This is a genomic window from Rhodoferax sp. GW821-FHT10B06 (genome assembly GCF_059415605.1).
Window position 1 is genome coordinate 62,231 of record NZ_JBWKNO010000011.1, and the last position, 25,442, is coordinate 87,672.

Annotated in this window: 24 protein-coding genes; 7 read left to right on the plus strand and 17 right to left on the minus strand. The window is 60.0% G+C overall.

Annotation, left to right across the window (positions count from 1 at the left end; genetic code table 11):
• Positions 1 to 101 precede the first annotated feature (101 nt).
• Entirely contained in the window at positions 102 to 2,726 is a 2,625-nt protein-coding gene (locus AC07O2_RS17225; RefSeq protein ID WP_495076973.1) for a bifunctional diguanylate cyclase/phosphodiesterase, read from the plus strand.
• A 365-nt stretch (positions 2,727 to 3,091) separates the two neighbouring features.
• On the opposite strand, the gene AC07O2_RS17230 is transcribed toward AC07O2_RS17225, so the two are convergent.
• On the minus strand, positions 3,092 to 3,577 hold the full coding sequence (locus tag AC07O2_RS17230; RefSeq protein ID WP_495076974.1) for a Spy/CpxP family protein refolding chaperone: 486 nt from the start codon (positions 3,575 to 3,577) through the stop codon (positions 3,092 to 3,094).
• A 233-nt stretch (positions 3,578 to 3,810) separates the two neighbouring features.
• Between AC07O2_RS17230 and AC07O2_RS17235 the strand changes: the two genes are divergently transcribed.
• On the plus strand, positions 3,811 to 4,773 hold the full coding sequence (locus tag AC07O2_RS17235) for a recombination-associated protein RdgC (RefSeq protein ID WP_495076975.1): 963 nt from the start codon (positions 3,811 to 3,813) through the stop codon (positions 4,771 to 4,773).
• Positions 4,774 to 5,230: 457 nt separating this feature from the next.
• Here AC07O2_RS17235 and AC07O2_RS17240 read toward each other — a convergent pair whose 3' ends face one another.
• The 16 genes from AC07O2_RS17240 to AC07O2_RS17315 form a co-directional block, all read right to left on the minus strand.
• Positions 5,231 to 5,806: a hypothetical protein gene (locus AC07O2_RS17240; protein ID WP_495076976.1), complete on the minus strand. Its 576-nt coding sequence runs from the start codon at positions 5,804 to 5,806 to the stop codon at positions 5,231 to 5,233.
• Positions 5,803 to 6,732, minus strand: coding sequence for a hypothetical protein (locus AC07O2_RS17245; protein ID WP_495076977.1), 930 nt, complete (start codon positions 6,730 to 6,732; stop codon positions 5,803 to 5,805). The genes AC07O2_RS17240 and AC07O2_RS17245 overlap by 4 nt, the downstream gene beginning before the upstream one ends.
• Positions 6,733 to 6,735: 3 nt before the next feature.
• On the minus strand, positions 6,736 to 9,600 hold the full coding sequence (locus tag AC07O2_RS17250) for a type VI secretion system Vgr family protein (RefSeq protein ID WP_495076978.1): 2,865 nt from the start codon (positions 9,598 to 9,600) through the stop codon (positions 6,736 to 6,738).
• Positions 9,601 to 9,842: 242 nt separating this feature from the next.
• Positions 9,843 to 10,826, minus strand: a complete 984-nt coding sequence (locus tag AC07O2_RS17255; RefSeq protein WP_495076979.1) for a DUF6976 family protein — start codon at positions 10,824 to 10,826, stop codon at positions 9,843 to 9,845.
• 12 nt (positions 10,827 to 10,838) lie between these two features.
• A complete protein-coding gene (locus AC07O2_RS17260) occupies positions 10,839 to 11,054 on the minus strand; it encodes a hypothetical protein (RefSeq protein ID WP_495076980.1) in 216 nt (71 codons plus the stop codon).
• A gap of 372 nt (positions 11,055 to 11,426) precedes the next feature.
• Positions 11,427 to 12,161 (minus strand): aspartate/glutamate racemase family protein, encoded by a 735-nt coding sequence (locus AC07O2_RS17265; RefSeq protein ID WP_495076981.1) that lies wholly within the window; start codon positions 12,159 to 12,161, stop codon positions 11,427 to 11,429.
• A 163-nt stretch (positions 12,162 to 12,324) separates the two neighbouring features.
• Positions 12,325 to 13,071 carry a GntR family transcriptional regulator gene (locus AC07O2_RS17270; RefSeq protein WP_495077059.1) on the minus strand — a complete coding sequence of 249 codons (747 nt, stop codon included), beginning with the start codon at positions 13,069 to 13,071 and terminating at the stop codon, positions 12,325 to 12,327.
• A gap of 23 nt (positions 13,072 to 13,094) precedes the next feature.
• Entirely contained in the window at positions 13,095 to 13,967 is an 873-nt protein-coding gene (locus tag AC07O2_RS17275) for an ABC transporter permease (protein ID WP_495076982.1), read from the minus strand.
• A gap of 1 nt (position 13,968) precedes the next feature.
• Positions 13,969 to 14,880, minus strand: coding sequence for an ABC transporter permease (locus AC07O2_RS17280; RefSeq protein ID WP_495076983.1), 912 nt, complete (start codon positions 14,878 to 14,880; stop codon positions 13,969 to 13,971).
• A gap of 256 nt (positions 14,881 to 15,136) precedes the next feature.
• Complete coding sequence (locus AC07O2_RS17285; RefSeq protein WP_495076984.1) at positions 15,137 to 16,420, minus strand: ABC transporter substrate-binding protein; 1,284 nt, start codon at positions 16,418 to 16,420, stop codon at positions 15,137 to 15,139.
• 35 nt (positions 16,421 to 16,455) lie between these two features.
• On the minus strand, positions 16,456 to 17,532 hold the full coding sequence (locus AC07O2_RS17290) for an ABC transporter ATP-binding protein (RefSeq protein ID WP_495076985.1): 1,077 nt from the start codon (positions 17,530 to 17,532) through the stop codon (positions 16,456 to 16,458).
• Between the two features lie 142 nt (positions 17,533 to 17,674).
• Positions 17,675 to 18,322 carry a DsbA family oxidoreductase gene (locus tag AC07O2_RS17295; RefSeq protein WP_495076986.1) on the minus strand — a complete coding sequence of 216 codons (648 nt, stop codon included), beginning with the start codon at positions 18,320 to 18,322 and terminating at the stop codon, positions 17,675 to 17,677.
• A 445-nt stretch (positions 18,323 to 18,767) separates the two neighbouring features.
• Entirely contained in the window at positions 18,768 to 19,871 is a 1,104-nt protein-coding gene (locus AC07O2_RS17300) for an alkene reductase (RefSeq protein ID WP_495076987.1), read from the minus strand.
• A 60-nt stretch (positions 19,872 to 19,931) separates the two neighbouring features.
• Positions 19,932 to 20,213, minus strand: coding sequence for a YkgJ family cysteine cluster protein (locus AC07O2_RS17305; protein ID WP_495076988.1), 282 nt, complete (start codon positions 20,211 to 20,213; stop codon positions 19,932 to 19,934).
• 53 nt (positions 20,214 to 20,266) lie between these two features.
• A complete protein-coding gene (locus tag AC07O2_RS17310) occupies positions 20,267 to 20,845 on the minus strand; it encodes an NADPH-dependent FMN reductase (RefSeq protein WP_495076989.1) in 579 nt (192 codons plus the stop codon).
• Positions 20,842 to 21,780 carry a helix-turn-helix domain-containing protein gene (locus AC07O2_RS17315; protein WP_495076990.1) on the minus strand — a complete coding sequence of 313 codons (939 nt, stop codon included), beginning with the start codon at positions 21,778 to 21,780 and terminating at the stop codon, positions 20,842 to 20,844. Before AC07O2_RS17315 ends, AC07O2_RS17310 begins: the two co-directional genes overlap by 4 nt.
• A gap of 124 nt (positions 21,781 to 21,904) precedes the next feature.
• On the opposite strand from AC07O2_RS17315, the gene AC07O2_RS17320 reads away from it, so the two are divergent.
• From AC07O2_RS17320 to fliD, 5 genes are all read left to right on the plus strand, one after another.
• Positions 21,905 to 22,696: a ThuA domain-containing protein gene (locus tag AC07O2_RS17320; RefSeq protein ID WP_495076991.1), complete on the plus strand. Its 792-nt coding sequence runs from the start codon at positions 21,905 to 21,907 to the stop codon at positions 22,694 to 22,696.
• The gene (locus AC07O2_RS17325; RefSeq protein WP_495076992.1) at positions 22,693 to 23,742 is read left to right on the plus strand and encodes a Gfo/Idh/MocA family protein; all 1,050 of its coding nucleotides are present in this window, start codon (positions 22,693 to 22,695) and stop codon (positions 23,740 to 23,742) included. Before AC07O2_RS17320 ends, AC07O2_RS17325 begins: the two co-directional genes overlap by 4 nt.
• Positions 23,743 to 23,781: 39 nt before the next feature.
• Positions 23,782 to 24,027 (plus strand): hypothetical protein, encoded by a 246-nt coding sequence (locus AC07O2_RS17330; RefSeq protein ID WP_495076993.1) that lies wholly within the window; start codon positions 23,782 to 23,784, stop codon positions 24,025 to 24,027.
• A 44-nt stretch (positions 24,028 to 24,071) separates the two neighbouring features.
• Positions 24,072 to 24,569, plus strand: coding sequence for a C40 family peptidase (locus tag AC07O2_RS17335; RefSeq protein WP_495076994.1), 498 nt, complete (start codon positions 24,072 to 24,074; stop codon positions 24,567 to 24,569).
• A 77-nt stretch (positions 24,570 to 24,646) separates the two neighbouring features.
• Positions 24,647 to 25,417, plus strand: coding sequence for a flagellar filament capping protein FliD (gene fliD, locus AC07O2_RS17340; RefSeq protein WP_495076995.1), 771 nt, complete (start codon positions 24,647 to 24,649; stop codon positions 25,415 to 25,417).
• Positions 25,418 to 25,442: the final 25 nt, after the last annotated feature.

The window sequence follows — 25,442 nt, forward strand, 5'->3', positions numbered from 1 at the left end:
GAACATACAGTTCCAGCGTGGAGCCTTTGTGTGGCGCAGCGCCTACCTTCCTGTAGAAATGGACCATGGCAGAGACGTCGACCCAAGCGCCCCCTGACACGATGCAGCCACTTCCTCCGCAGGAAGACCTGCAGCGCATGGAGACACCAGCCACCCAATCACAACAGCTGCAACAGCTACAAGCCTCCGAGCAGCAGTACCGCACGCTGTTCGAGAGCAACCCCTTGCCCATGTGGGTGACGGACGCGGCTGGCCACACCATCCTGGAGGTGAACCAGGCCGCCATCGCCCATTACGGCTATAGCCGGGCCGAATTCCTGGCCATGGACCTGCACACGCTGCAAACCGAGGCCTTGCCAGACCAAGAACACATCCGCGCCTTGCCGTGCAACCACCGCAAGAAGGACGGGCAGACCATCGACGTCGAGGTGTCTTGCGACAGCCTGCTGTTCAACGGCCGGCATGCCCGCATGGTGCTGGCCCACGATGTTTCCCAGCACGTGCGGGCAAAAAAGGACTTGGCGCGCCTCGGCCGCGCCCATAGCATGGTCAGCGCCTGCAATGAAGCCCTGATAAGGGCTACTTCGGAATTCATCCTGCTGCATGAAATCTGCCAGATTGCCGTGGACATCGGCGGCTATCGCATGGCCTGGGTGGGATTCGCCCAGGACAATATTGAGAAATCCATCCTGATCGTTGCCCAGGCAGGTGACCTCACTGAATACCTCACCGCCTGGCCCATGTCATGGTCTGCCGATTCGCCCTATGGGCAAGGACCCGCAGGACGTTCCATGCGATCGGGTGAAACCATCGTCGTGCCAGACATCCGCAAGGAAGCCATCTTCAAGAACTGGCTGAAAGAGTCCTGGGTAGACGACCTGCGCTCCATCGCCAGTTTGCCTCTACGTAATAAGGAGCGCACTTTTGGACTGTTCTATCTGTACGCAAACAGTACGGTGAACATCGGCTCCGAAGAAATCCCGCTGCTAAAGCAGCTGGCTGACGACATTGCCTTTGGCATAGACCACCTGCGTGCGCAAGAAAGCAAACGCCGGTCGGACGCTCACATCCATCACCAGGCCGCGCTGCTAGACCAGGCCCAGGATGCCATCTCGGTACGGACGCTAGACAAACGCCTGCTGTATATCAACAAGAGCGCAGAAAAGCTATTTGGCCGCACGGCTAAGGAGTCCGTGGGCAAATACCTGCTGAGCGAGGTCTACAGCGACCCGGCCGCAGCGGAAGCCGCGCACGCCACCGTCATCCAGACCGGTGAATGGCAGGGGGAATTGTCCATCCGGCGGCAAGACAGCAGCACGGTGGACATTGAGGTGCGCTGGACCCTGATCACCGACGTGGACAACCAGCCCCATTCCATACTTTCCATCAGCAACGACATCACCCAGCGCAAGGCCACCGAGCGCGAGATCCAGAAACTGGCTTTTTACGACCCGCTAACCCAGCTGCCCAACCGCCAGCTGCTGATAGACCGGCTGCAGCACGCCCTGGCCACCAGCGCCCGCAACGGGCAGGGTGGCGCGCTGCTGTTCATCGACCTGGACCACTTCAAGACCCTGAACGACACCCTGGGCCACGACAAGGGCGATCTGTTGCTGCAACAGGCCGCCTTGCGCCTGAGCGCCTGCGTGCGGCATATGGACACCGTGGCCCGTCTGGGTGGCGATGAGTTCGTGGTCATGCTCGAAAACCTGGGCGACAACCCGCAAGCCATTGGCGAACAGGCCCGGCGCGTGGGCGAAAAAATCCTGCAAGCCCTGAGCCAACCCTACCAGCTGGACGGACATGAGCACCAAAGCACCTCCAGCATCGGCATCGCCCCTTTCAGCCACGCGCCGAACAGTGTGGGCGAGCTGCTGAAGCAGGCCGACATCGCCATGTACCAGGCCAAGGCCGCCGGGCGCAACACCCTAGGCTTTTTCGACCCCCAACTGCAGGCGGCGGTCAGCGAAAGAGCTTCGTTGGAAGCCGACCTGCGCCTGACCATTGCGCAAGACGCGCTGCGCCTGCATTACCAGACCCAGCACAACGCCCAGGGCGATATGACAGGCGTGGAAGCCCTGGCCCGCTGGCAACACCCGATGCGCGGCATGGTGTCACCCGCCACCTTCATCCCGCTGGCCGAAGATACCGGCCTGATCCTGGAGCTGGGCCGCCAGGTACTGCAACAGGCCTGTGCCCTGCTGGCGACCTGGCAGGACCATAGCGCCACCCGGCACCTGACCATGGCCGTCAACGTCAGCTCGCGCCAATTCAAGCACGCAGGCTTTGTGCAGCAGGTGCTGGACACCCTGGCCCACACCGGCGCCAACCCGGCCCAGCTGAAGCTGGAGCTGACTGAAAGCGTGCTGGCCGAAGACATCGAGCAGATCATTTCCAAAATGGAAGCCCTGCGCGCCCACGGCGTGGGCTTTTCACTGGACGACTTTGGCACCGGCTATTCCTCGCTGTCCTACCTCAAGCGCCTGCCGTTGGACCTGCTGAAGATCGACCAGTCCTTTGTGCGCGACGTCATGACCGACCCGAACGACGCTACCATCGCCCGCACCATCATCGGCCTGGGCCAAAGCCTGGGCTTGAATGTGATTGCCGAGGGTGTGGAAACCGCTGAACAGCGCAACTTCCTGGTAGAGCATGGCTGCCTGGCCTTCCAGGGTTATCTGTTTGGCCGGCCTATGCCTGCAGAGCAGCTGCGGTTTTATAGATAAAACCAGGCCCCAGCGCAGTTATTTCCTGCGCAAGTAGCTATCAAAACCATAGTATTTACGGAGATGCCCCCAGGCCTGACCTTGTCTTGATTCTTCTTCTATATCTTTAATTTAAAGAATAGTAGTAGTAATAAGCCCCGGGCTGGTCTGTGGATAAGCCCATTTTCTTCTTGCCAACCAGGCACTTAGCCCGTGTGGACGGCTGTGTGTGACCCTGCTTTGGGTTTGCTTCGCCAACAGGGATAAGTCAGGGCGCAGCAGCCAGCCTGTGGATAAGCTTGGTCTTATGCCAAAACTATCCACATACTTATGCGGCGCCGCACCATACCCCACATTCACACGGATGCAGGACGGGCTGGAACGGCTTAACCCTTGTGCGGGTGGCCTTCGGAGCCGTGATCGCCGGGGCCGAAGTGCGGCATGGCGTTGGCGTCAAACACTTTTTGTTGCTCGGGCGTCAGCGCGGCGTAGAAGGCCTTGGTGGCGTCCGCGCGCTTGTCCATCGCGGCATCACGCTCTGCACGCATGGCGCGCATCTTGTCGATGCGTTCGGGCGTGGTCAGCTTGGCGAATTCAGCACGGTCTGGCCGGGGGCCCGTACGAGCCACGGGCTGCATGCTGGCGGTAAACGTGGTCCAGGCGGATTCCTGGGTAGCGGTCAATTGCAGCTTGGCTTTCAGTGCGGCCATGTGCTTGAGCATGCGCTCGTGCATCTTGGCGGGGTCATGCTGGGCCATGCCGGAGCCCGGGGAGGGCGGTGGGGGCGCATCGGCGGCAAAGGCGGCGTGGCCCGCCGTGGCGAGCATGCCTGCCAGAACCAGACTCTTGAACGCGGTGTGTACGGAAGCCATATGAAACTCCTTGGTGGATCATGGAAAACCAGGGCCTACAGTCGGATGTGGCTGTAGGTTGAATGCAAGTGTGGTATCCGCTTGTATACCCCCCATGACCCGCGAATATGGCTTTGTAAAGCTGGAGGTGCTAAGCCAGCAGCGACAATATCCACCCAAAGGGCCGCTGCCCGTCAATTTCCTTTGTTAGAACGTGTCCGCATGCCTTGCGGGCCTATGCAGAAAGAATTCCCGTGTTCAAAAACGTATTGGTGTACCGCATTGGGGCCGGCTGGGTCCCTGATCTGTTGAAAATAGAAGCCGAGTTAGACAAAGACCGTTTCGTCGAATGTGGCGCCAGCCAGGAAATGTCCATGGGCTGGGTCGAGCCCCGCGGCACGGCCCACGGCCCGCTGGTCGAATCCATCGGCGGCCAGCTGATCTTCAAGATCATGTTCGAGAGCAAGTCCGTGCCCGCCTCGGTCATCAAACGCAAGTCCGAAGAACGCCTGGCGCAGATCGAGGCCACCACCGGCCGTAAGCCTGGCAAAAAGGAACGCAAGGAAATCGGTGAAGACGTCAAGCTGTCGCTGCTGCCCATGGCCTTCAGCAAGCGCGGCGCCACCACCGTCTGGATCGACCCGGCCGCACTGGTGCTGGTGGTGGATGCCAGCAGCCAGGGCCGGGCCGACGAAATCATCACCGCCCTGGTCAAGGCCATCGACGGCTTTGCCGTACAGCAGATCAACACCGCGATTTCGCCCGCTACCGCCATGGCAAACTGGCTGACCACCCAGGAGCCGCCTGCTGGCTTCACGGTAGACCGCGAGTGCGAACTAAAGGCCGCTGACGAATCCAAGGCCGTCGTCAAATACGCCCGCCATGCGCTGGACATCGATGAAGTGCGCCAGCACGTAGCCGACGGCAAGCTGCCCACCAAGCTGGCCATGACCTGGGAAGGCCGCGTGTCCTTCATGTTGACCGAAGGCATGCAGATTAAGAAAGTCACCTTCCTGGACGGCGTATTCGACGGCACTTCGCAGGAAAAAGAAGACAACTTCGACGCCGACGCCGCCATCTCCACCGGCGAAATGCGCCAGCTCATCCCCGACCTGCTGCTAGCCCTGGGCGGCGAGATGGCCCTGGGGTCCCTGGGCACCACGCCAGATGCGCCAGCACCTTTGCATCCGGTGAATCTGGCGGAATCGCCGTTTTAAGGGAATCGGGCCCTGGCGTAGGTGTTATCTGCGCTGGGTGCTATTGAAAACGCAGCAAGAAACATCAAGGTGATGTTTCTTGCTGCTCAGACTGCTTGTGTACATCGCGGAACATCAGCATGTCTGTAATGCGCAGCGACTTCTCTTCGTCAAACCCAAGGTCTTGGGCACGCGATGTCGGATTCACTCAGGTACCCAAAAGCATTCCCATAAGGGAAGACCATAGTCCTGTGCGTGGTGGTCACACGAAATACCTATTGCCTCCGAAAAATAATATTAAGACTAGATACAGGTGAAACTCATCCATTGCGTAAAACCTATAAGAACGCGCCTATCCATGCACAGTATAAATACTGTATTTCCTCTCTATTAAATAGCTAATTATATAATTAAAATTTGCGGTAACGGCTTATTTGATTTGCAGGTAAGTTTCGTTTGCACAAATGTCTTGGTATGCCTAATCGATCTCTACCTTGAAGGTTTCTGGTAAACCAAGTTTGTTTAGTTCTCGAAACGGCAATAATTGAATGTGAACGGTTTTATTAGCTTGCCAGGGACGAATGGATTCAATAACCCCAGTGCCAGTTGTTCTATTGTTTTTTTGAATTATGGTGATAGTGAAATTGTCGGCGCCATTTCCATAATTTGAACTCAACAATTTTTCATCCGCTTGAATTGTGAATTTTTTTTGATATGGACCTCGATAAATAAATTCATATCCAGCAGCATCTGAGCTTATTAAAACCAAAGAGTTATTATCTTCAGATAAACCTGCTCCAAAATCCAGTTGGAAGTGAACTGGCGAAGTTTTACTTCCAGATTCTGGAGTATATATTGGTTTGGCTAATATTTTCCCCATGTACTCGTCAAACTCAACCGATGAGCGGATTTTCTGGTTAAGTGCTTGCATTTTATACCTCGCAAATTCATTAAAACCAATATAAGAAATCGCCGAGATAAATGCGGTGATTACCAAGAACCAAGCAGCAAATCGTAAATATCGATTGCCCTTGGGTTGTATGAAATTGTTCATTTCTTTTTTGCCGTAAATACGCGCATTTCCGCAGGCAAACCGGTTGGTGAATCACCCGCCACAGGTAGCGATAAACCACCACGTTTGCGCCACAGTGCATAGTCCACGGTACCCTCACGTTTAGCACTGCTTACAGGGTTCCAGCTAGAGGCCAAACCAGGATGTGGCAGAGCCTCGTGTTCGGGTGGAATGTCGATAACAGAGCCCTCTTTGGTAGCACGCGCAGTTTTAAGCGTGCTGCTGATGGTGGCTGATTCCGATTTGACACGGATCACGTCACCATAATGGCTGCGCCGTAGAAAAGCATGTACCTCAATATCGAAATGATCAGCCATTTTTTGAGCAAAACTGTTTTCAGGATGTGCATCCGCCTCGGATTTAAAACCCAAAGTCAAATCTTCTACTGACACTCCAGTTCTGCACGCATATGAATATATGCGACCAGTAGACATAAATGCATCCTTGCGCACACTAGTGAAATTTTTAATTTCAAAATTAATGTCATCTTCACCATCATAATCCAGCGCAATCCTTCCAACCACGCCGTGCGAAAAGAACGCCACGTCTTGCAGCTTAACGTTATCCCTATCTTTATTAAGCAAATCAATAATATCCGTAGAGCTTGATATTTTTACTATCTCAAATCCATACTGATCACGTAAATTATCTATGCTTAATTTTTCAGAACGGGTATAGCCATTATCCACATACCCGATAGTAGTTTTTTTTGCAGGATGCAAATCTTTTATTTTCGCGTAGGCAGCAGCAACAAACATCATTTTTAGCCAGAAACTGTCGTAGTGCATTTCTGAGCCAACAAAGATTATGTTCTCTGTTTGAGGAACTTTGATTTGAATCTTCTTACGGTTTTTGTTGTCTGTGGGCGACATCACCGATGACCCCACTTTTTTAAATTTAGGTGCCATGGTTTACGCTTTTGCCACTTCAATAGTGAGATTTTCCAAATCTGCAGAGGCAAGTAAATGGGTTCGTCCTAATACATCGGTAGTGCCCTCTTCGTAGCTGCCATCTGGGCGCTGAATACGATAGCGGTAATTGGCCAATGGTGCGCCCGTGTCCCTGTCTTCCAAAATAAACGCCTCATCAAACAACTTCACCCGCGTATCCGGCAACTTAGCCATCTCCGCCGCATCATTCCCCGGTCCCTCAAACGGATGCGCCCCGCCCTTGACGGTGAACGTGCCCGGGCAGGTGAAGGTGATGTTGCCGCCATCCAGCACCACCGACGATTGCCCGGCCTGCAAGGTGACCTTGTCTTTGGCCAGGATCTGGATGTCGCCGTTGACGCTGACCACCGTGACGGCCTGGTCGGCCAGGATCTCCAAGGCATCGGTATGGGCTTGCAGGGATAGCGCTCCGTTGCCGGCGTAGGCCTGGATACCGCCTGCGTGGCTGAACAGGCTGGTGGCCTCGCCAGAGACGCTGGACAGCGTGGCACCGGCGGCCCAGTGGGTGTCGCTCTGGGTGGTCCATTGCAGCTGGTTGCCGGCGAATACGGCGGTGCTGGCCGGGCTGGCCCAGTGGGTGCTGGCCGGGGTTTCCAGCAGCACCAGCGGGGTGGCGAACTTTTCTACCGGTGCGCCGGTATCCAGTTCGCGGCTGCCTGTTCCTGTTCCTGTTCCTGTGGCTTTGAAGGCTTGCTGGCCGTTGACGCTGCCGGGGTGTTTGCCGCTTTGCTGTGGGTCGATGGCTGTGACGAAGTCGCTGTGGGCCTGGATGACTTGGCTGCTATTGCCTGCGGTCTGGTGGGTGGCCGCATCGGCCAGGGCCTGGGTGAGCTGCTGGGCGCTTTTGAGCTGGGCCAGGCTCTCCGTGGCGTCCATCTGGGTGGATGCCACGCTGGTGCCTTGCTGGGGGCGGGCATGGGTGCTGAGCAGCACGCCTTCACCGCCGCGCACAACGCCCCAGGCGTCGGTGCGCAGCTCGAAGCCGCTGCCCCGGTAGCTGCCACGCTGCGCACTGTTGGGGGCCTGGCTGACCAGGTAACCCAGGTTGAGCTGGCTGGCGGCTGTGCTGCTGCCTAAGCGCATGCGCAGCTGGCCGGTGCTGTCGTCTACCACCCATTGGTTGTAGCCCTGGCCATCCAGGCCCTGGCTGTGCATGCCGCTGATGACGCCGGCATGGTTGATGCCAGAGTCCATGCCAGCGCTGAACGGGGGTAGGTCCGAGCCGTTGTACAACTGGCCCAGCACCACCGGGCGGTCCATATCGCCGTCCGCGAAGTTGACCAGCACTTCGGTGCCGATGCGCGGCGTGAACTGGCTGCCCCAGTTGGGGCCGGCCAGGGCTTCGGCTACGCGCACCCAGGTGCCGCTGCTGTCGTCGCCAGGGGCATTGCCTTCTGTGTCAATGCTGTTGCCGGTGTCGAACAGGCCGCCGGGCAGGGGACGGGTGCCGCGCTGCCAGGGGAATTGGACCTTCACACGGTGGTCGCGGTCGGTGGTCACCGCGGTATCTGGCAAACCCACAACAATGGCGGTTTGTGGGCCTAGTGCCGTGGCGCGCATGGGCCGGGCGGCTGCCAGGGGGACGATGGGTACCGTGGTCTGCACGCAGCTGAAGTGGTTGCTGTACGTTCCGCTTTCTGTACCAGCAGGCATGTTTGCCAGCAGACCGAAAGATCGCAGCGATGGGCCTCCCGCATTGCCAATGCCGATATCCAGGTTGTTCACCGCGGCATGGGTGACGCGCAAGACCTTGAAGGCGTTGCTGCTGCCGTCTTCGGCATAACCGTCGTGCTGGGTGAGCTGGAAGCTGAACCCTGGCTGCAGCTGGCGTACCGCGCCTTCACCGTGGAAGCTGACACTGTCCAGCGCCAGGGCCTGCTGCATCCAGCGGGCTTGGCGGCTGGCGTGGTCGACGTCCTGCAGCTGCCGCTCACCGCTGCCGTCAAAAACTTCCAACGTTGGCACAGCCTCGGCAGCAGACGGATGGCTAGCGCTGGCAGTCGCTGTGGAGGAGTGCGCCAGCAGTTGCTGCGGGTGCCAACTGGCGCGCACCACGGCGTTGGGGCGCACGGCCTGGCTGGCACGGAATGCGGTGATGGCGTCCTGCTCTTCAGTGGCGTCCATGCGGTGGAAGCGGATGCGCTCAAAACCGCCGGGCAGAGGCGGGGCCTCGGCGGCAGCGTCCACCACCACCAGCTGGTGGCGGGCGCGCAGGCTGCTGTCGGCGTTGCCCTCACCGTCGCCGGCAGCATCTTCCTGGCTGTGGGTGAAGTACCAGCTCAGGCCTTCGGACGCCAGCAGGCGGGTGAAGAAGTCCAGGTCGGTTTCACGGTACTGGGTGCAGATCGCGCGCGGCAACAGCGTTTGCGTGGCTTGCCATTGCAGGCTGGCCTGCGGATAGTCGGCCAGCAGCTCGGCGACGATTTGCTGGGCGGTCTGGTCCTGGAAGATGTAGCTGTCACGGCGCAGGCGCAGGAACGCGAGAAAGGGCTCCAGCCGCAGCCGGTAGCGGGCCAGGCCGCCGTCGGTGCCCAGCCAGGCAGCATCGGTGCAGTAGCCGTGCCAGGCACGCTGGCTGCCGTCGGCCTGCAGCAGGCGCAACGTGAGTTCTTCGCCAAGAAGGGATTCCAGTGGCAGGTCGGTGGACAGCGACAGGGCATCCACATCGAAGCAGAACAACCCGTTGACCGCCTCTGTGCCGGTGAAGCGCTCTACCGACAAGGCGGCATGGAGTCCACTGGCTTCGGAGGCCTGGATGGTGATGAGGCGGGCGTGCTGGCTGAGGCCATTGCCGAAGACGGCGGTAAGGTCTGAAAGGCTGGTCATGCGGTTCCCGTGGAAAGGGGCTGAGATGGCGCCGGACCCTTGGGGCCGCACCAGGCAGGCGAGCCAAAATTATGGGCGAGGTTGGGTGGTACTTTTTTGTGACGTATGACCCAACTAACAAACTGAAACAGATTTACTCATTGGAAATGAAAAGAGCTGCTAGCGCAATTCGGATGTGCGCTAGCAGCTCTTATTTTCATAGCGTTTACTATGCCGCTGAACCGGGTTTAGCCTTGCCCGTGTCAGGAAATACGGATCATCACCATGGTCTGATTCAGCAATTGGTAGGCGATTTCACCAAAGGTTACCGGCCCCTGCACACCACCGATTGCCTTGCCTTCCAGCTCTCCATACAAGAAGTTCAGGATGCAATTGCAGCCCATCACCACACCCTGGGCATCCACCTTGGCCAAGCGTGCACGGAAGGCGTTTGCATAGTCTGGCACCGGCTTGGCAAAGTGGTAGTCCACACCTGGAAACACCGGCGCATACAGATTTACCACGCCTTTGACATCATCAATGTTTTGTACAGAAACGTTGATGTGTGCGCCCGCAAAGTCGCCAACCAGGGGCAACTTGCCGCCATCCAGGCCGTTGCTGCGCAGGTACTGCGCGAAATCGACTTTCTTGCCGTTCACCAGGCATTCGCCTACCTGGAAAGAGGTGTCCGAGAAGTGCAGTACATCGCCACCATCGGGTTCAAACAGGTTGACGATTTCCACCGATGCAAGCTTGTCTGCAGGCAAACTGACATACGCCACGACGGCCCGGTCTTCGTGTTTGCTGGCGGTGCGGCCGTCGTAGACCTTGGGGCTTACGCGGCCCAGGTCCGAAAGATGCACACCCGAGATCCAGCCCACCGTAGGCTTCAGGAAAGCATCTGGATTGCTGGAGGCTTCGGCAGCAAAGCGCTGATGGGATTGGCTCCCGGCCGGAATGATGGTCAGGGAAAAGCCATTCTCCGGCGCATGTCCCACAATACCCGCGAGTTCCGCAGGCCCATAACTGGCAATGCTGATGTGACCCAGCTTGGATAGATCGGTCACAAATACCTTGCCTTCGGTCACCACGGTACCGCCTCCGGCCACCATGAAATATGGGATGGTGCCGCCAATCCAGTTGCCTGCGGGCAATTGATCCAAAGCGGATTCGGGACCAGCCAGGCTCAATGCAGCACCTTTACGGATGAGTTCAGCCGCCGCGGCTACGGAAATGAGTTCGTTCATGGAGGACTCCAATTAAAAAGAGGCAAGTTGAGATACTTCGGCTGGGAGTGCTCTTTCCCATTTGGCGAAGTAAGCATGCAGTTCACTGGCTTTGACAGCAAGTGAATCCGTGCTGCGCTCGATGCGTTTCGTCATCAACTGAGTTCCCAGATGTTGGGTTTTCAGGCGGGCGATGCCGCCGCTGGCAAGACGTTGCCAGCATGGATGGTTGGAGGCGGGAACAGTCATGGGTGTATCTCCTGTTTGATAACTGCTAAATGCGGTCAGCACTGAATCAGAGGCAATTGCGGGTAATTCCGTCCGATAACTTGACCGCTGCTGCAATGGTGGACGTTGCAGGCAGTACTCAACTTGATACAAATCAAACAAACACGAGTGTAAATTAATCGTTTTTATCGTTAATATGAAAAATTAACGAAATTTTCCTTATCCATCACGATGTGTTTATCATTTTTTGATGATGACGCATCAATTTCCATGAATTCATCAAATTTGAAGACGCCATACTTTGTGCGCTAGGCGCTATCCGCCGCCTGCATGTGCAAGGCGCAAAGATGCGCGCTGGGCCGAGGTTGGGCTCAGGCGATCTGCAGGTGACCTTCAGGCATCCCCGGCCAAAGCCATCAGCTCCGGCGACAGACCCATCCACAAACCTGGCAGGGCCGAGCGCGTAACTGCGCTGGCCGGGGCCAGCAAGGCCTGGCGTGCGCCGGCCAACACGCTGTCTATCACTGGCACACCCACCGCAGTCTGTACCTGGGCCGCCATGCCGGCCAGACCGGCGCCGCCAAGGATGACGGCCTGCACGTCGGTGGCTTGGGCAACCTCGCTGCAGGCTTTTGCCAGCAGGGCACAGGCAGCTTCTGGGTCGGCTGCCAGCTCGGCACCGGTAGCTTCCACGGTATGGATGTGGACCAGGCTGTCGCCATAGCCCAGGCTGTAGGCCAAACGCTGCAACATGGGTTTCCAGGCGGCTCCGCCAGTGACTACGGCAAAGCGGCCATGCTGCGCGGCTTCCATGAAAGCCGCCTCGGCCAGACCGATGACGGGTGCGGCGCTGCACTCGCGCAAGGCCAGCAGGCCGGGGTCGCCAAAACAGCCTATCAACACGGCATCTGGCACCGGCCCGCCTTGGGCCAGCCAGTTGGCCCAGGCATCCAGGGTGGCATGGCCTGCCACGGCATAACTGGCTTCCGACGATATGTAGCGCGCGCCAAAACGGGCGGTAACGGTATGCACGGCCACATCGGGTGCGCTGGCGGCCAGCACATGGGTACGCAGCAACCCGGTCACGCTGTCGCTGGTGTTGGGGTTGATAACTAAGAGATGGCGCATAACGGAGAGATTCGAAAACCAGAGAGAAAAACACCACCCCTGTACTTATGGACGTAAGCAACCATGCACGGCATACCGCAGAACCGGCTCTGCCGGGCTGCTGGTATGGCCCCGAGGGTTGGCGGAAAGTGCATTAGCACTGGAGCCTGGGGGTGTTCATAGCTCAGGCGGCGTGGCCAAAAAGCTCGACCAGATCGGGAGGGGCTACCGAGACGGGTTCGAACTGCAGCTGGTCTTCCAGGTGGCTCAGGTGTTCGCGCATCAAGCGGGTAGCCTCTTTCACGTCGCGCAGGCGGATGGCGTCCAGCACGGCGCGGTGCTCCAGGCAGCCGCAGGCACCAGCCCGCGCACTGCTGGGCGAGAGTGCCACCGGGCCCCAGGTCATCAGGATCAGCGAGGTGCGCGATACCAGCTCGCGCAGGATGCGGCCCAGGGTTTGCTGGCCCGCGCGCTCGGCAATCAACAAATGAAAGTCGCCCGACATGCGGATGGCGTGGCGCAGGTCGCCGCTTTCACGCGCGGCCTCTTCTTCAGAAATGAAGCGTGCCAGCTCGGCGATGTCTGCGTCCGTGGCGTTTTGCATGAAGCGCTCCAGCAGCGGCGGCTCCACCAGGCGGCGGGCTTCAAATACTTCGCGGGCTTCCTGCTCGGTGGGCTGGGCCACGCAGGCGCCGCGGTTGGGCGTGATGGTGACGATCTGTTCATTCGCCAGACGCACCAGTACCGGACGTATGCGTGTGCGCGACACGCCAAAGGCTGCGCCCAGCTTGTCTTCCACCAGCTTGGTGCCAGGCTGCAGCCGGTGGTCCAGGATGGCGGAGACGATGCGCTCGTAAATATCGTTGTCGCTGAGCGCAGGGGCGGGGGATGGGGTCACTGTCAACGGCCTTTGTGTTGGCGTCCTGGCCATCGAGCCAGGCATGCACTATGGGTTTATTTTTTACCGGGTTTCAACAACCATACCAGCATCAGCGTGAGGCCCATCACGATGAACGAGACCACCGTGGTCACCGTGCCGATGGCGTAGATAGAGGGCGTGGTGACAGTGGTGGTCAGGCCCTGCAACTCCAGCGGCAGGGTGTTGACATCGCCAATCGCCTGCGAGGTGCGGGCAATTTCATCCCACGAAAGGGTGAAGCCGAACATGGCGATACCAACCACCGACGGCGCAATCAGCGGCAGCACCACATGCTTGAAGGTCTGCCAGGGTGTGGCGCCCAGGTCGCGGGCGGCTTCTTCATAGGACGGGTTGAAGCGGTTGAAGATGGCGAACATGATCAGCAGGCCGAAGGGCAGCGTCCAGGTCAGATGCGCGCCCAGGGCCGAGGTGTAAATGCCCAGGGCCGTGCCGTAGCTGTCCAGCGTGTCCTGCCAGCCCAGGGTTTCCAGCACCTTCTTGATGCCGCTGTCGAGCAGGCGGAACTCCAGGCCAATGCCCAGGGACACGATGATGGACGGCATGATCAGGCTGGCCACCACGATGAAGAACAGCACGCTGCCGCCGCTGAGCTTCTTGCGAAACGCCAGGCCAGCCAGCACCGAGAGCACCACGGTGAACGCCATCACCGTCAGCCCCAGACCTAGCGAACGCGTCAACGCGGCGCCGATGTCCACCACGCCCAGCCCTTTGAACAGCTCACGAAACCAGTGCAGCGACACGCCCCGCATCGGGAATGTCAGCCCACCATCGGGGCCCTGGAAGCTGAGCACCACGATGACCAGCATGGGGCCGTACAGGAACAGCACATAGGCTACAAAAATCAGCGCCAGCACCCAGAAGGCGGCGGGCTTTTTGTTCAGGTTCATCTCACAGCTCCTTGCGAATGTCGACCATGCGGGTCAGCGCCCAGATGATCATCAAGACCAGGGCCAGCAGAATCATGGCGTTGGCCGCGGCTAGTGGGAACTGCAGGTACGAGGTCTGCACCTGGATGATCTTGCCCACCGAGGCAATTTGCTGGCCCCCCATCACGCCGATGGTGACGAAGTCGCCCATCACGATGGTGATGACGAAGATGGAGCCGATGATGATGCCGGAGCGGCACAGCGGCACGATCACATTCCACAGCGTTTGCCAGCCCGAGGCACCGCTGTCGTTGGCGGCCTCGATCAGGCTGCGGTCGATACGCATCATGCTGTTGAAGATCGGCACGATCATGAAGGTGGTGAACAGGTGCACAAAAGCCAGCACCACCGAGAAGCTGGAGAACAGCAGCCACTCCACCGGCTTATCGACCATGCCCGTGGTCAGCAGCACTTCATTCACCAGCCCGTTGCGCCCCAGCAGCGGCACCCAGGCGATCATGCGGATCACATTCGAGGTCCAGAACGGAATCGTGCACAGCACGAACAGCACCACCTGCACGCCACTGGACTTGATGTGGAAGGCCAGAAAATACGACACTGTGAAGCCGATCACCAGCGTGATCAGCCAGACCAGCAAGCAAAATTTGAAGGTGGACAGATAGGTCTTGAAGGTGACGCACATATCGCCGGGCGACAAGCAGCCTTCAAACACCGCCAGGTAGTTTTTGAACGTGATGTCCGGCAGCAGCTCGTACTGGTTGTAGTCCCAGAAGCTGACCATCAACACCAGCGCCAGCGGTACCAGAAAGAACAGAAAAAACACCGTGGTCAAAGGCAAAGCCTGCCACCAGGCCGCGATGCTGCGGCCCGGCGCAGCCGTAGGCGAAGGAAGTGGTGCGCTAGGTGTGCTCATCGGTGTGTGTCCACGTTACTATCAAAATCGTAGCTGCTTGCGCAGGTAGTACCTGCGCTACAGGCCGATTCCATTCAAATGCATTCCGCATTCGTTTCACCACCAACGGAGTGTGGGAGGTGAAACGAATGCCCCCAAGGCAAGCTCAGCGAAGCCCCTTCCAGAACAACCGCGGAACTGGCTTTGCCAGGCCGCTGGTTGTGCCCCCTGCAAGGGGGGAGGAGGCCACACGAAGTGGGCAAGCCTGGGGGTGAGCTTATGCAGCTACAAACTCATTCCACTTCTGAACCATGTAAGCGTTCTCGTCCATCACGGCGTTCCAGCAGGCGATGCCGCCCATGCGGTCTTCGTAGCTGCCGCCGTCGCGGGTTTCGCCCTTCTTGGCCAGCAGATCGCCGTGCGGGCTCTTGATGTCTTGCGAAGCAGGCTTGCCTTCCATCCAGTAAGCCCATTCGTAGGCTTCCATCTTGGCTTTGGCAGTGTCCAGCACGGCGCTGTAATAGCCTTGGCGGTTCAGGTAGGCACCGGCCCAGCCGTCGAGGAACCAGTTGATGAACTCGTAGGCGCCATCCAGCTTCTTGCCAGACAGGGTGGCGGGCAAACCAAAGCCGGAAGCCCAGGCACGATACCCTTCCTTTAGCGGCTGGAAGTTGCAGGCAATGCCCTTGGTGCGCACGGCGGTGACGGCAGGCGACCACATCGACTGGATCACCACTTCGCCGGAAGCCATCAGGTTGACGGACTCGTTGAAGTCCTTCCACAGGCTGCGGAACTGGCCTTGCTTCTTGGCTTCGATCAGGGTCTTGATCGTCAGATCAATTTCCTTCTTCGTCATGTTGCCCTTGTCGGGGTACTTGTAAATGCCCATGGCTTCGACCACCATGGCCGCATCCATGATGCCGATGGAGGGGATGTTCAGGATCGCGGCCTTGCCCTTGAATTCAGGGTTCAGCAACTCGGCCCAGGAGGAGATGGGGCGCTTGATCAGGTCAGGGCGGATGCCCAGCGTGTCGGCGTTGTACACGGTGGGGATCAGGCTCATGTACTGGGTGGGCGTGGCGGAGAACTTCTTGCTCTTTTCGCCTTCCAGGTAGATCACCTTCTTGGGCGCGGTGCCTTGGTCGCCGACCTTCTTGCCGCCGACTTCACCCTTGGTGAACAGCGTGGTGATCTTGTCGGCATTCTTGATACGCTTGGTGTCGATGCCCTTCAGGTTGCCGGTCGGCACGATGTTCTTCAGAGAGAAGTATTCGGAGTCGATCAGGTCAAAGCTGTTGGGTGCGGTAACGGCGCGCTTGGTCACGTCGTCGGTGGTCACGGCCACGTACTGGATCTTGATACCGGTGTCTTTTTCGAACTTGTCGGCGATTTCCTTGTCCTGGTTCACCGCAGTGCCCAGGTAGCGCAGAACAATCGGGTCTGCCGCATGCACGGCCGGGAAAATGCCTGTGGCCAAAATACCTGCGGTGCCCTTGAGCAGGGAACGGCGCTGCATGGTGGCTGCGAGAGCGTTGGTGGGTTTGGGTAGTACGTCAGACATGGTGAAAACTCCTGGGGGTTGCAGTAGAAAACGACTTACGCCGTGGCGGGAACGGAAACGGGGGCAGATGCTTGGCTCAAGGAATGGGCGGCCTCCGGGGCCCATGCCAGCTGGACTTTTTCAGCGACGCTGTAGGGCCGGGCCGCGAATTGCGCCTCGGACACCATCACGGAAAATTCGGCGGTGCTGTTGGCGGTTTGCGCCACACCGGGTTTTTGCAGGCCCAACAGCACATAAGTGCCCTGGTACTCCACATCGCTGACCACGGCGCGCATGTTGTGCGGGCCATCTGGCTGGGCCAATTCGGCGGGAATGATCTGCATGTGGTCGGTACGCACGCCAATCTTGCCGGCGGCTGTGTCCAGCACGTTGTGCCCGCCCATGAAGCGCGCCACGAATTCGCTGGCCGGGCGGTTGTAGACCTCGTGCGGCGACCCCACTTGCTCGATCAAGCCGTGGTTCATCACCACCATGGTGTCGGCCAGGGCCATAGCCTCTTCCTGCGAGTGGGTCACGTGGATGAAGGTCAGGCCGAGTTCTTTTTGCCAGCGACGCAGCTCGGCACGCATCTGGATGCGCAGGAACGGGTCCAGCGCGGACAAAGGTTCGTCCAGCAACAGCACCTTGGGCTGGGTGATCAGCGCACGGGCCAGGGCCACGCGCTGCTGCTGGCCACCCGAGAGTTCACCCGGCTTGCGGTCCGCCAGATGGCCCATGGCCACACGTTCCAATAAGTCCTTGGCTTTGGCATGGCGCTGGGCCTTGTCCACGCCCTTCATCTTCAGGCTGAAAGCCACGTTGTCCAACGCGGACAAATGGGGGAACAGCGCAAAGCTCTGGAACATCATCGCCGTACCCCGATCGGCCGCAGGCAGGTCGGTGATGTTGCGGTTCTCCAGCAGGATATCGCCGCTGCTGACCGACTCGTGTCCCGCCACCATGCGCAGCGTGGTGCTCTTGCCGCAGCCCGACGGGCCCAGCAGGCAGCAGTAGCTACCGCTGGCGATGCGCAGATTGATGCTGTCTACCGCAGGCTTGCCCGATCCATAGCGCTTGGTCAGCGCAATGATTTCGATGGCCGAGGGCGAAGAGGTGGGGGTGGAGGCTTGCATAGGGATGCCCTATGCATAGGCCGTGCCAACTTATGTGCTCAATACAAAGAGCAGATTGTGTACAAAGTGCACCACCTATGTGCACAAAGTGGGGTGCAGCCCGGCTAGCAGCGCTGGCTTGGTGCGCAGGCCGGGCAGGTGGTCACTCCCCCGCAGCGATTTGGCGTAAAGCGCGCTCAAACACCTCGGGCGGCTGGCCGCCCGAGATCAAATGCCGGTCATTGATGATGATGGCGGGCACCGAATGGATGCCGTTGTCGGTATAGAAGCGTTCGCGCTCACGCACCTCGTCGGCATAGGTGCCCGACTCCAGAATTGCTTTAGCCTGCTCAGTATCCAAGCCCACCTGACCTGCCACGCGCACCAGCAAGGCGTGCGAGCTGGGGTCTTCGCCTTCCGTGAAATACGCGTCGAACAAAGCCTGCTTCAGCGCGCGCTGCTTGCCTTCCAGCTCGGCCCAGTGCAGCAGGCGGTGCGCATCGAAGGTGTTGTAGATGCGGTGGCGCTTGTCCATGCGGAAGGTGAAACCCAGCTCGGCACCCCGGGCGCGGATGTTTTCGCGGTTGGCGGCGGCCTGCTCCGGGGTGGAGCCGTATTTGCGGGCCAGGTGTTCGGTGGTGTCTTCACCCTCGGGCGCCATCTGGGGATTCAGCTCGAAGGGCTGGAAATGCAGCTCCGTCTGAATACTGTCGCCCACGCGGTCCAACGCCTGTTCCAGCGACTTCAAACCCACCACGCACCAGGGGCAGGAGACATCAGAAACGAAATCAATCTTCAAAGAGGTAGCCATACAGATCCTGTGTTTAAAAGCCTGTGGATAGTTCTGGCACAACGCAGTAGTTATCCACAGGAGATCATGGGTTTCAAAAGTTGTTCATATTTGCGTGACACCAAAAAGTCAGGGTCACGCACATCCAGGTACACGGCCTAAGCTGTTGATTGCAAAGCCAAAAACTGGCTTACCCACAGACAATGCCAATGCTTACTACTACTACTATGTATTAATAAAAGATTTAGAAGAATAGCCAACACCAAAGTCCGCATGCGATCCGTGGATTTCTGGCCGGGTGCCAGCAGCGGTCAAAAATTTTTTGAAATCGCATTTGCTATTTAATTTATAGCTACTTGCGCAGGTAATACCTGCGCTACAGACCGATTTTGTTGAAAACCATAAAAAAAGCCTCCACAGCGGCCAAAGGCACGCCGTGGAGGCTTTAGACGGGTTGCCGAGCGGTTTAAACCACCAGCATCGGGTAGTCGGTATAGCCCTTGGCGCCGCCGCCGTAAAAAGTCGCCTGGTCAGGCGGGTTCAGGGGCGCGTTTTCACGTAGGCGGCGTACCAGGTCCGGGTTGCTGATGAAAGGCTTGCCAAAGGCCACCAGATCGTCTCCATTGCGCAGGGCTTGCTCGGCAAGGGCCTTGGTGAAGCCGTTGTTCACCATCCAGGCGGCTTTGCCACCGGCCTGGCGGTAGGCGGTCTTCAGGGCAGCGTAATCAAACGGGCGCTCGGGCAGCTCGCGTGGGCCGCCGGTGGCGCCTTCCACTACGTGCACATAGGCCAGGCCCAGCGGCGCCAATGCGCGCACCACGTAGTCGAACAGGGGCTGCGGGTCGGGGTCGTGGATGTCGTTGGCCGGGGTGACGGGCGAAATGCGCAGCGCGGTGCGGCCGCCGCCGATTTCTTCGGCCACGGCGCGCATCACCTCCAGCAGCAAGCGGGCCCGGTTTTCAATGCTGCCGCCATAGTCGTCAGTGCGCTGGTTGGCGCCGCGTTTCAGGAACTGGTCCAGCAGGTAGCCGTTGGCTGCATGTACTTCCACGCCGTCAAAGCCGGCCTGGATGGCATTGCGCGCCGCGTGGCGGTAGTTGTGCACGATGCCGGGCAGCTCCTCGGCGTCCAGCGCACGCGGCACCGAGGTTTCGGCAAACTGGCCCTGGCCGTCCTTGATCAGATAGGTCTTGGTCTTGGCAGCAATGGCCGAAGGCGCCACCGGTGCCTGGCCGTCGGGCTGTAGGTCCACATGCGAGACGCGGCCTACATGCCACATCTGCACCACGATCTTGCCGCCCTGGGCATGCACAGCGTCAGTGACGCGCTTCCAGCCGTCCAGCTGCTCGGTGCCGTACAGGCCGGGCACGTCGGCATAGCCCTGACCTTGCTGGCTGATGGCAGTGGCTTCGGTGATCAGCAGGCCAGCGCTGGCGCGCTGGGCGTAGTACTCGGCCACCAGCGGGGTAGGAATGGCGTTGGGCGAACGGTTGCGCGTCAACGGTGCCATCACGATGCGGTTGGCCAGTTGCAGGCTACCGGCCTGTACCGGGTCGAACAATGAAGTCATGCGGGTTCCCTGTGAAAAAACCGCAGGGTAAACCCAAAGAAGAAGCCTTGCTGGTGACGGTTAACCGGACTTTGCGGTAGGACAAGTGGCCCGCTCTAACTGGTGCAGATAGTGCAGCGCGTGGGCTTGGTTCGCACCGCACATGTCTGCGGCGGGTTGCAATTGGCCGCAGACGGCAGGGCGCTCCGGTTGGCCAAAGATGCGGCACAGGTTGGCGTCGTCGAGTTGCACGCAGCGCACGCCGGCCGGCTTGCTGATGCCGTTGATGACCGGCATGCCCGGGATGGGCGAGCTGATGCTGGGCGCGATGCAACACGCGCCGCAGCCGAGTCTACATTCCATATGCTATTGAATTAAGAGCTGCCTGCGCAGGTGTTACCTGCGCTAGAGGCCAATCAAGCATGGAACTTGCGGGCAGCCCACAGCACCTGGTCGATGACGGTTTGCACGCCGGCGCGGTGCGCGTCTTGCTTCAAGCTGCCGTCTTCGGCAAAGGCTTCAAAGGCGCGGCTGAGAGCGAACTGCTTGGGGCTGACCCAGCACTGCAGGTTCAGCATCAGCGGCGCCAGGTGCGACAGCGAACGTAGGCCACCCAGGCCGCCGGGTGAGGCGCTCAGCAGGCCTACCACCTTACCGCTGAAGGAGCGCATGCCGTCCTTCCACACCGGGTCGGTCTTGACCGGGCTGGAGGCCCAGTCCAGCGTGTTCTTCAGCAGGGCGGGATAGCTGCCGTTGTACTCGGGCGCGCAGATGATCCAGGCCGGGTGCTCGAACATCAGCTGCTTCAGGCGCATCACGTCGGTCGGCGTGCCTTCGGCCTCCAGGTCGGCGTTGTACATGGGGATGTTGAAGTCGGCCAGCTCGATGTGTGTCACCTCGGCCCCGGCGGCGGTGGCCAACAGGGTGGTGGCCGCAGCCAGTTTGCGGTTGTACGACTGTTGGCGGGTGCTGCCCGCGAAGATGAGGGTTTTCATGCCGCAGATTTCACCACAGCCCGGGTTTGCCGGTAGCTTTTGGGTGTTTGCCCATGCTGCGCGCGGAAGGTGTGGATGAAGTAGCTGGGGTTGGCAAAACCGCAGGCCCAGGCGACTTCTTTTACCGCCAGCGCGCTGTCGGTCAGCAGCCGGGCCGCACGGTTGATGCGCATGCGGTTGATATAGGCCACCAGGGCTTCTCCGGTTTGCTGGCGAAACAGGTGCGACAGGTAGTCTGCCGTGCAGCCGCATTGCTGGGCCAGGCCGCGCACGCTCAAATCCTGGTCGCCCAGCTGGTTTTGCACCAGCACGCGCACCTTGGTGACCCAGGTGGATTCGGGCGTGGCCTGTGGGTCCAGCGTGTCCAGCGCGCGCAGTACGCCGGAAGTTGCGGCGGCCACCAGGGCCTGTATTTGTGTGCGCGCCCAGGCGGCATCGTCACCCTGGCCCAGGCGGGCGGCGTCGGCCAGCCAGTCGTGGATGGGCCGGGCCTGCGGGTGCTGGCGCATTTCCAGATGGCGTATGCCGGGTTGGCCAGGGTGGATTTCCTGGGCCAGATGGCAGGTCAGCGCATGGGCTTCGGCGTAGACCACCAGGTTGGCAAAGGCTTGCGGGCCGTCCGCGCCCACCTGTTCGTGGTGCAGCAGCTGCGGAGGCATCAGCAGTGCCTCACCCGGACCCAGGGTCAGCTGGCCGTAGGGAAAGCTGAAGCGGGTCCAGCCACTGGTCTGCAGGAACAGCTCGGGACCGATATGGAAATGCCCTTCGCCGCGCGTGACCTGGGCGCTGTGCGGCAGGTGCACCCGCAGCTGGCCGGCCATGGCGCGCTGTACGAAATCACCCAGGTGCTGGCGCATGGCATGGGCGTCCGGCCCGTTGGCTGGCGCGTCGGGGCTGGCCTGCAGGCAGGAGCTGGCTTCAAGTCGGCGGTCCATGATTTTTGCTATTCATTGCGGTTTTTTGGCAGCAATCGCGCTTGAGGCAAGCCGATCGCAAGCCTACAGTCTAGGCCACTTAGCTGGACAAACCGGCATAAATTCCTAAACCAGGAGCGCACTCGTGAAAACCCGTATTTCTGTTATTGTGTGGAACGAATTTCGCCATGAACGCGAAAACGACGCCGTCCGCGCCATCTATCCCGAGGGTCTGCACACCACCATCGCCCAGGCGCTGCAGCGCAGCCCCGGCACGCTGGCACTGGATGTGACGACGGCCACGCTGGACGAGCCCGAGCATGGCCTGAGCGAAGAGCGCCTAGCGAACTGTGATGTGCTGGTCTGGTGGGGCCACAAGGTGCACAACCTGGTGGAAGACGCCATCGTCGACCGTGTGCAAAAGCGTGTGCTGGAAGGCATGGGCCTGATCGTGTTGCACTCCGGCCATTTCTCCAAGATCTTCCGCCGCATGATGGGTACCAACTGCTCATTGAAATGGCGTGAAGCGCACGAGAAAGAACGCCTGTGGGTGGTCGAGCCATCGCACCCCATCGCTGCCGGCCTGGGCGAATATTTCGAGCTGCCGAATGAAGAGATGTACGGCGAACGCTTTGACATTCCGCAGCCGGACAGCACGGTGTTCATCTCGTGGTTCGAGGGTGGTGAGGTGTTTCGCTCCGGCTGCTGCTGGGAGCGTGGCCATGGCCGTATCTTTTACTTCCGCCCCGGCCACGAGGCCTACCCGACCTACCACGACAAGAACGTGCAGCGTGTGATCGCCAACGCCGTGCAATGGGCCGTGCCGCGCGTGAACATCGTGGACGTGTGCCCGAATGCGGCGCCGCTGGAGCCCATCAGCCACAAGCCCGGTTTCACCAACGTCGGCATCACCCAAACCAAGGCAGATCTCGTATGAGCGCAGTACAAAAATTACGCGTAGGCGTCATCGGCCTGGGTATAGGCCGGCACCACATCAAGGGCTGGCAGGAACACCCCCTGGTCGAGGTGGTGGCGATTGCCGACCCGGACGCGGAGCGGCTGGCGTTGGTGGGCGATGAGTTTGGTATTGCCAAGCGCCACGCCAGTGCGGCGGCCTTGCTGGACAACGCCCAGCTGGACGTAGTCAGCGTCTGTACGCCCAACAAATTCCACAAGGAGCTGACGCTGGCCGCACTGGCCGCCGGCTGCCATGTGCTGTGTGAAAAGCCGATGGCGATGAACGCGCAAGAGGGCCGCGAAATGCTGGACGCTGCGAATACAGCGGGCAAGCGGCTGATGATCAATTTCTCGTACCGCTTCTCGGCTGCTTCACGTGCGCTGAAGACGCAGGTGGATGCTGGCCTGTTTGGCGACTTCTACTTTGGTCGCAGCATCTGGCATCGGCGCCGGGGCATGCCGGGTTTTGGCGGTTGGTTCGGCACCAAGGACCTGGCCGGCGGCGGCCCGCTGATCGACCTGGGCGTGCACCGCCTGGACCTGGCTTTATGGCTGATGGGCTACCCGCAGCCGACCTGGGTGATGGGCAGCACCTATAACCCCATCGCCAGCGAGATCGCCAGCAAGGCCGGCAAGACCTTTGACGTGGAAGACCTGGCCGCGGGCTTCATCCGCTTTGACAACGGCGCCACGCTGGCGCTGGAGGCCTCCTGGGCTGCCAACATCCAGGAGACCGAGCTGATGGAAACCCGGCTGCTGGGCACCAAGGCCGGCCTGCTGCAGAAGAATTTGAATGAAGGCTACACCTTCGACGCCCATGTGTTCACCGAGGTCAACGGCGCGCCGGTGGACATGCACATGTGCCCGCCCACGGCGCTGGCCAAGTCGGCCATGCACGACTACGCCGAGGCCATACTCAGCGGCCAGCCGCATCCAGCGGGGGGCGACCAGGGCCTGGTGGTGATGGAGATATTGGATGCGCTGTACGAGAGCGCGCGCACCGGGGCGCCGGTAAAGATAGGCTAAGCGCCACGGCTGCGGCATGGCGTCGGTTTACCATGCCGCATGAATGATTTGGATACCTTGCAGTCCATGGGACTGAGCTTGCCCAGTCCGGCCTATCTGGTGGGCGTGCTGCTGTTCAGCATTGTTGGCTATATCGCTTTTCGCCATGGCCGCAAGGCCGAGCGCAAGGACCATATTTGCGTGGGCCTGGCCTTGATGCTGTATCCCTATGCCGTGTCACAGACGCTCGCGCTGTGGCTGGTCGGTGCCGTGATGAGTGCCTGGGTGGTGTGGAAGTGGAACTGAACAGTGCCGCTACGCATCCCAGCTGCTAGTACAGTGGGGCCGTTATGCATATCCGTCAAAGTTTTTGTATTTTTCCGTTGGCCGCCGCGCTGCTGGTCCTGGGCGGCTGCGCCAGCCCACCCCGGGCACCGGAAGTCAGCAGCGCCTTCAACCCGGTCGATATTCCTTCACGCCTGTCGGTAGACCAGGCGAACGATGTCACCCTCTATGCGCTGAGCCTGGTGGGCACGCCCTACCGCTATGGCGGCAACACGCCGGCCGGTGGCTTTGACTGCAGCGGCTTGATTGGCTACGTCTACCAAAGCCGCGCCGGCCTGCGTTTGCCGCGCACCGTGGCCCAGCTGCAAGGCGAAGGCCAGGCCGTGCCGCGGGAGCAGCTGCGCACCGGCGACCTGGTGGTGTTTGGCCGGGGCACGCATGCCGGCATTTACGTGGGTGAAGGCCGTTTTGTGCATGCGCCATCGAGTGGTGGCGAAGTGCGGCTGGACCCGCTGGACACCCGTTATTGGGCCGGCCAGAAGGTGGCTTTCCGCCGGCTGTAGGCGCGGATTGGCTATCTGCGCAGATAAGGACTAGACTGGTTCACTGGGCCACGGTTTTTACGCTGCCCGGCTGCACCATGAATATCAACGACTTCGTCAAGGCCAACGCGGTAGCCCTCTACCTGGGGACGAACGCGAGCCAGCAGACGGGAAACGCTGGCAAGACCGGACTGGCTGCACAGCCCGGCTTCCAAAAGGCTGAAAAGCGCATACAGGCGCAGGTGGACGTGGCCACGGCCCAGCTGTCCTCGTTTGGCAAGCTCAAGTCTGCGCTGTCGGATGTGCAGACCGTGGGCCAAGCCCTGGCTGCGGTGTCGGGCAGCAGCAGTAGCAAGCCGGCCGCGCAGAAAGCCGCACTCGGCCAGTTCGTGACGGCCTACAACGCCGCCATCGACAGCGCCAAGGCCGCAGCCTCCGTCACCGGTGATGGTGCGGCCACGCAAAGCGCGCTGCGCACCATCAAGGACCTGCTGCATGCGGTGAATGCCAAGAACGGCAGCCAGAGCGTGTTGGGCCAACTCGGTTTGGACCTGGGTGCGAATGGCAAGCTGGTGTTGGATGCAAACGCCTTTGAAGCCGCGCAAAAAGCCGACCCGACCGCCGTGGCCCAAGGCCTGGGGGCGCTGGGCCAGCAGGTGTCGGCTGCCAGCACGCAGGAGCTGGCGATGGACGGCCATCTGGGCCTGTATTTGTCCTCCCTGGCCCAGCGCGCCAGCATTCTGAAAAGCCAGCAAGGCATGCTGGCGTCCTTGGGGCTGTACAGCAGCACCAACCAGGGCAGCAGCACGGGCGGTGCCTATGATTTCGGCCTGGCGGCCTACCGTAAGAGCCTGCAGTCGGGTGCCTGAATAACCCTGTGCTGCGCGCGGTGCA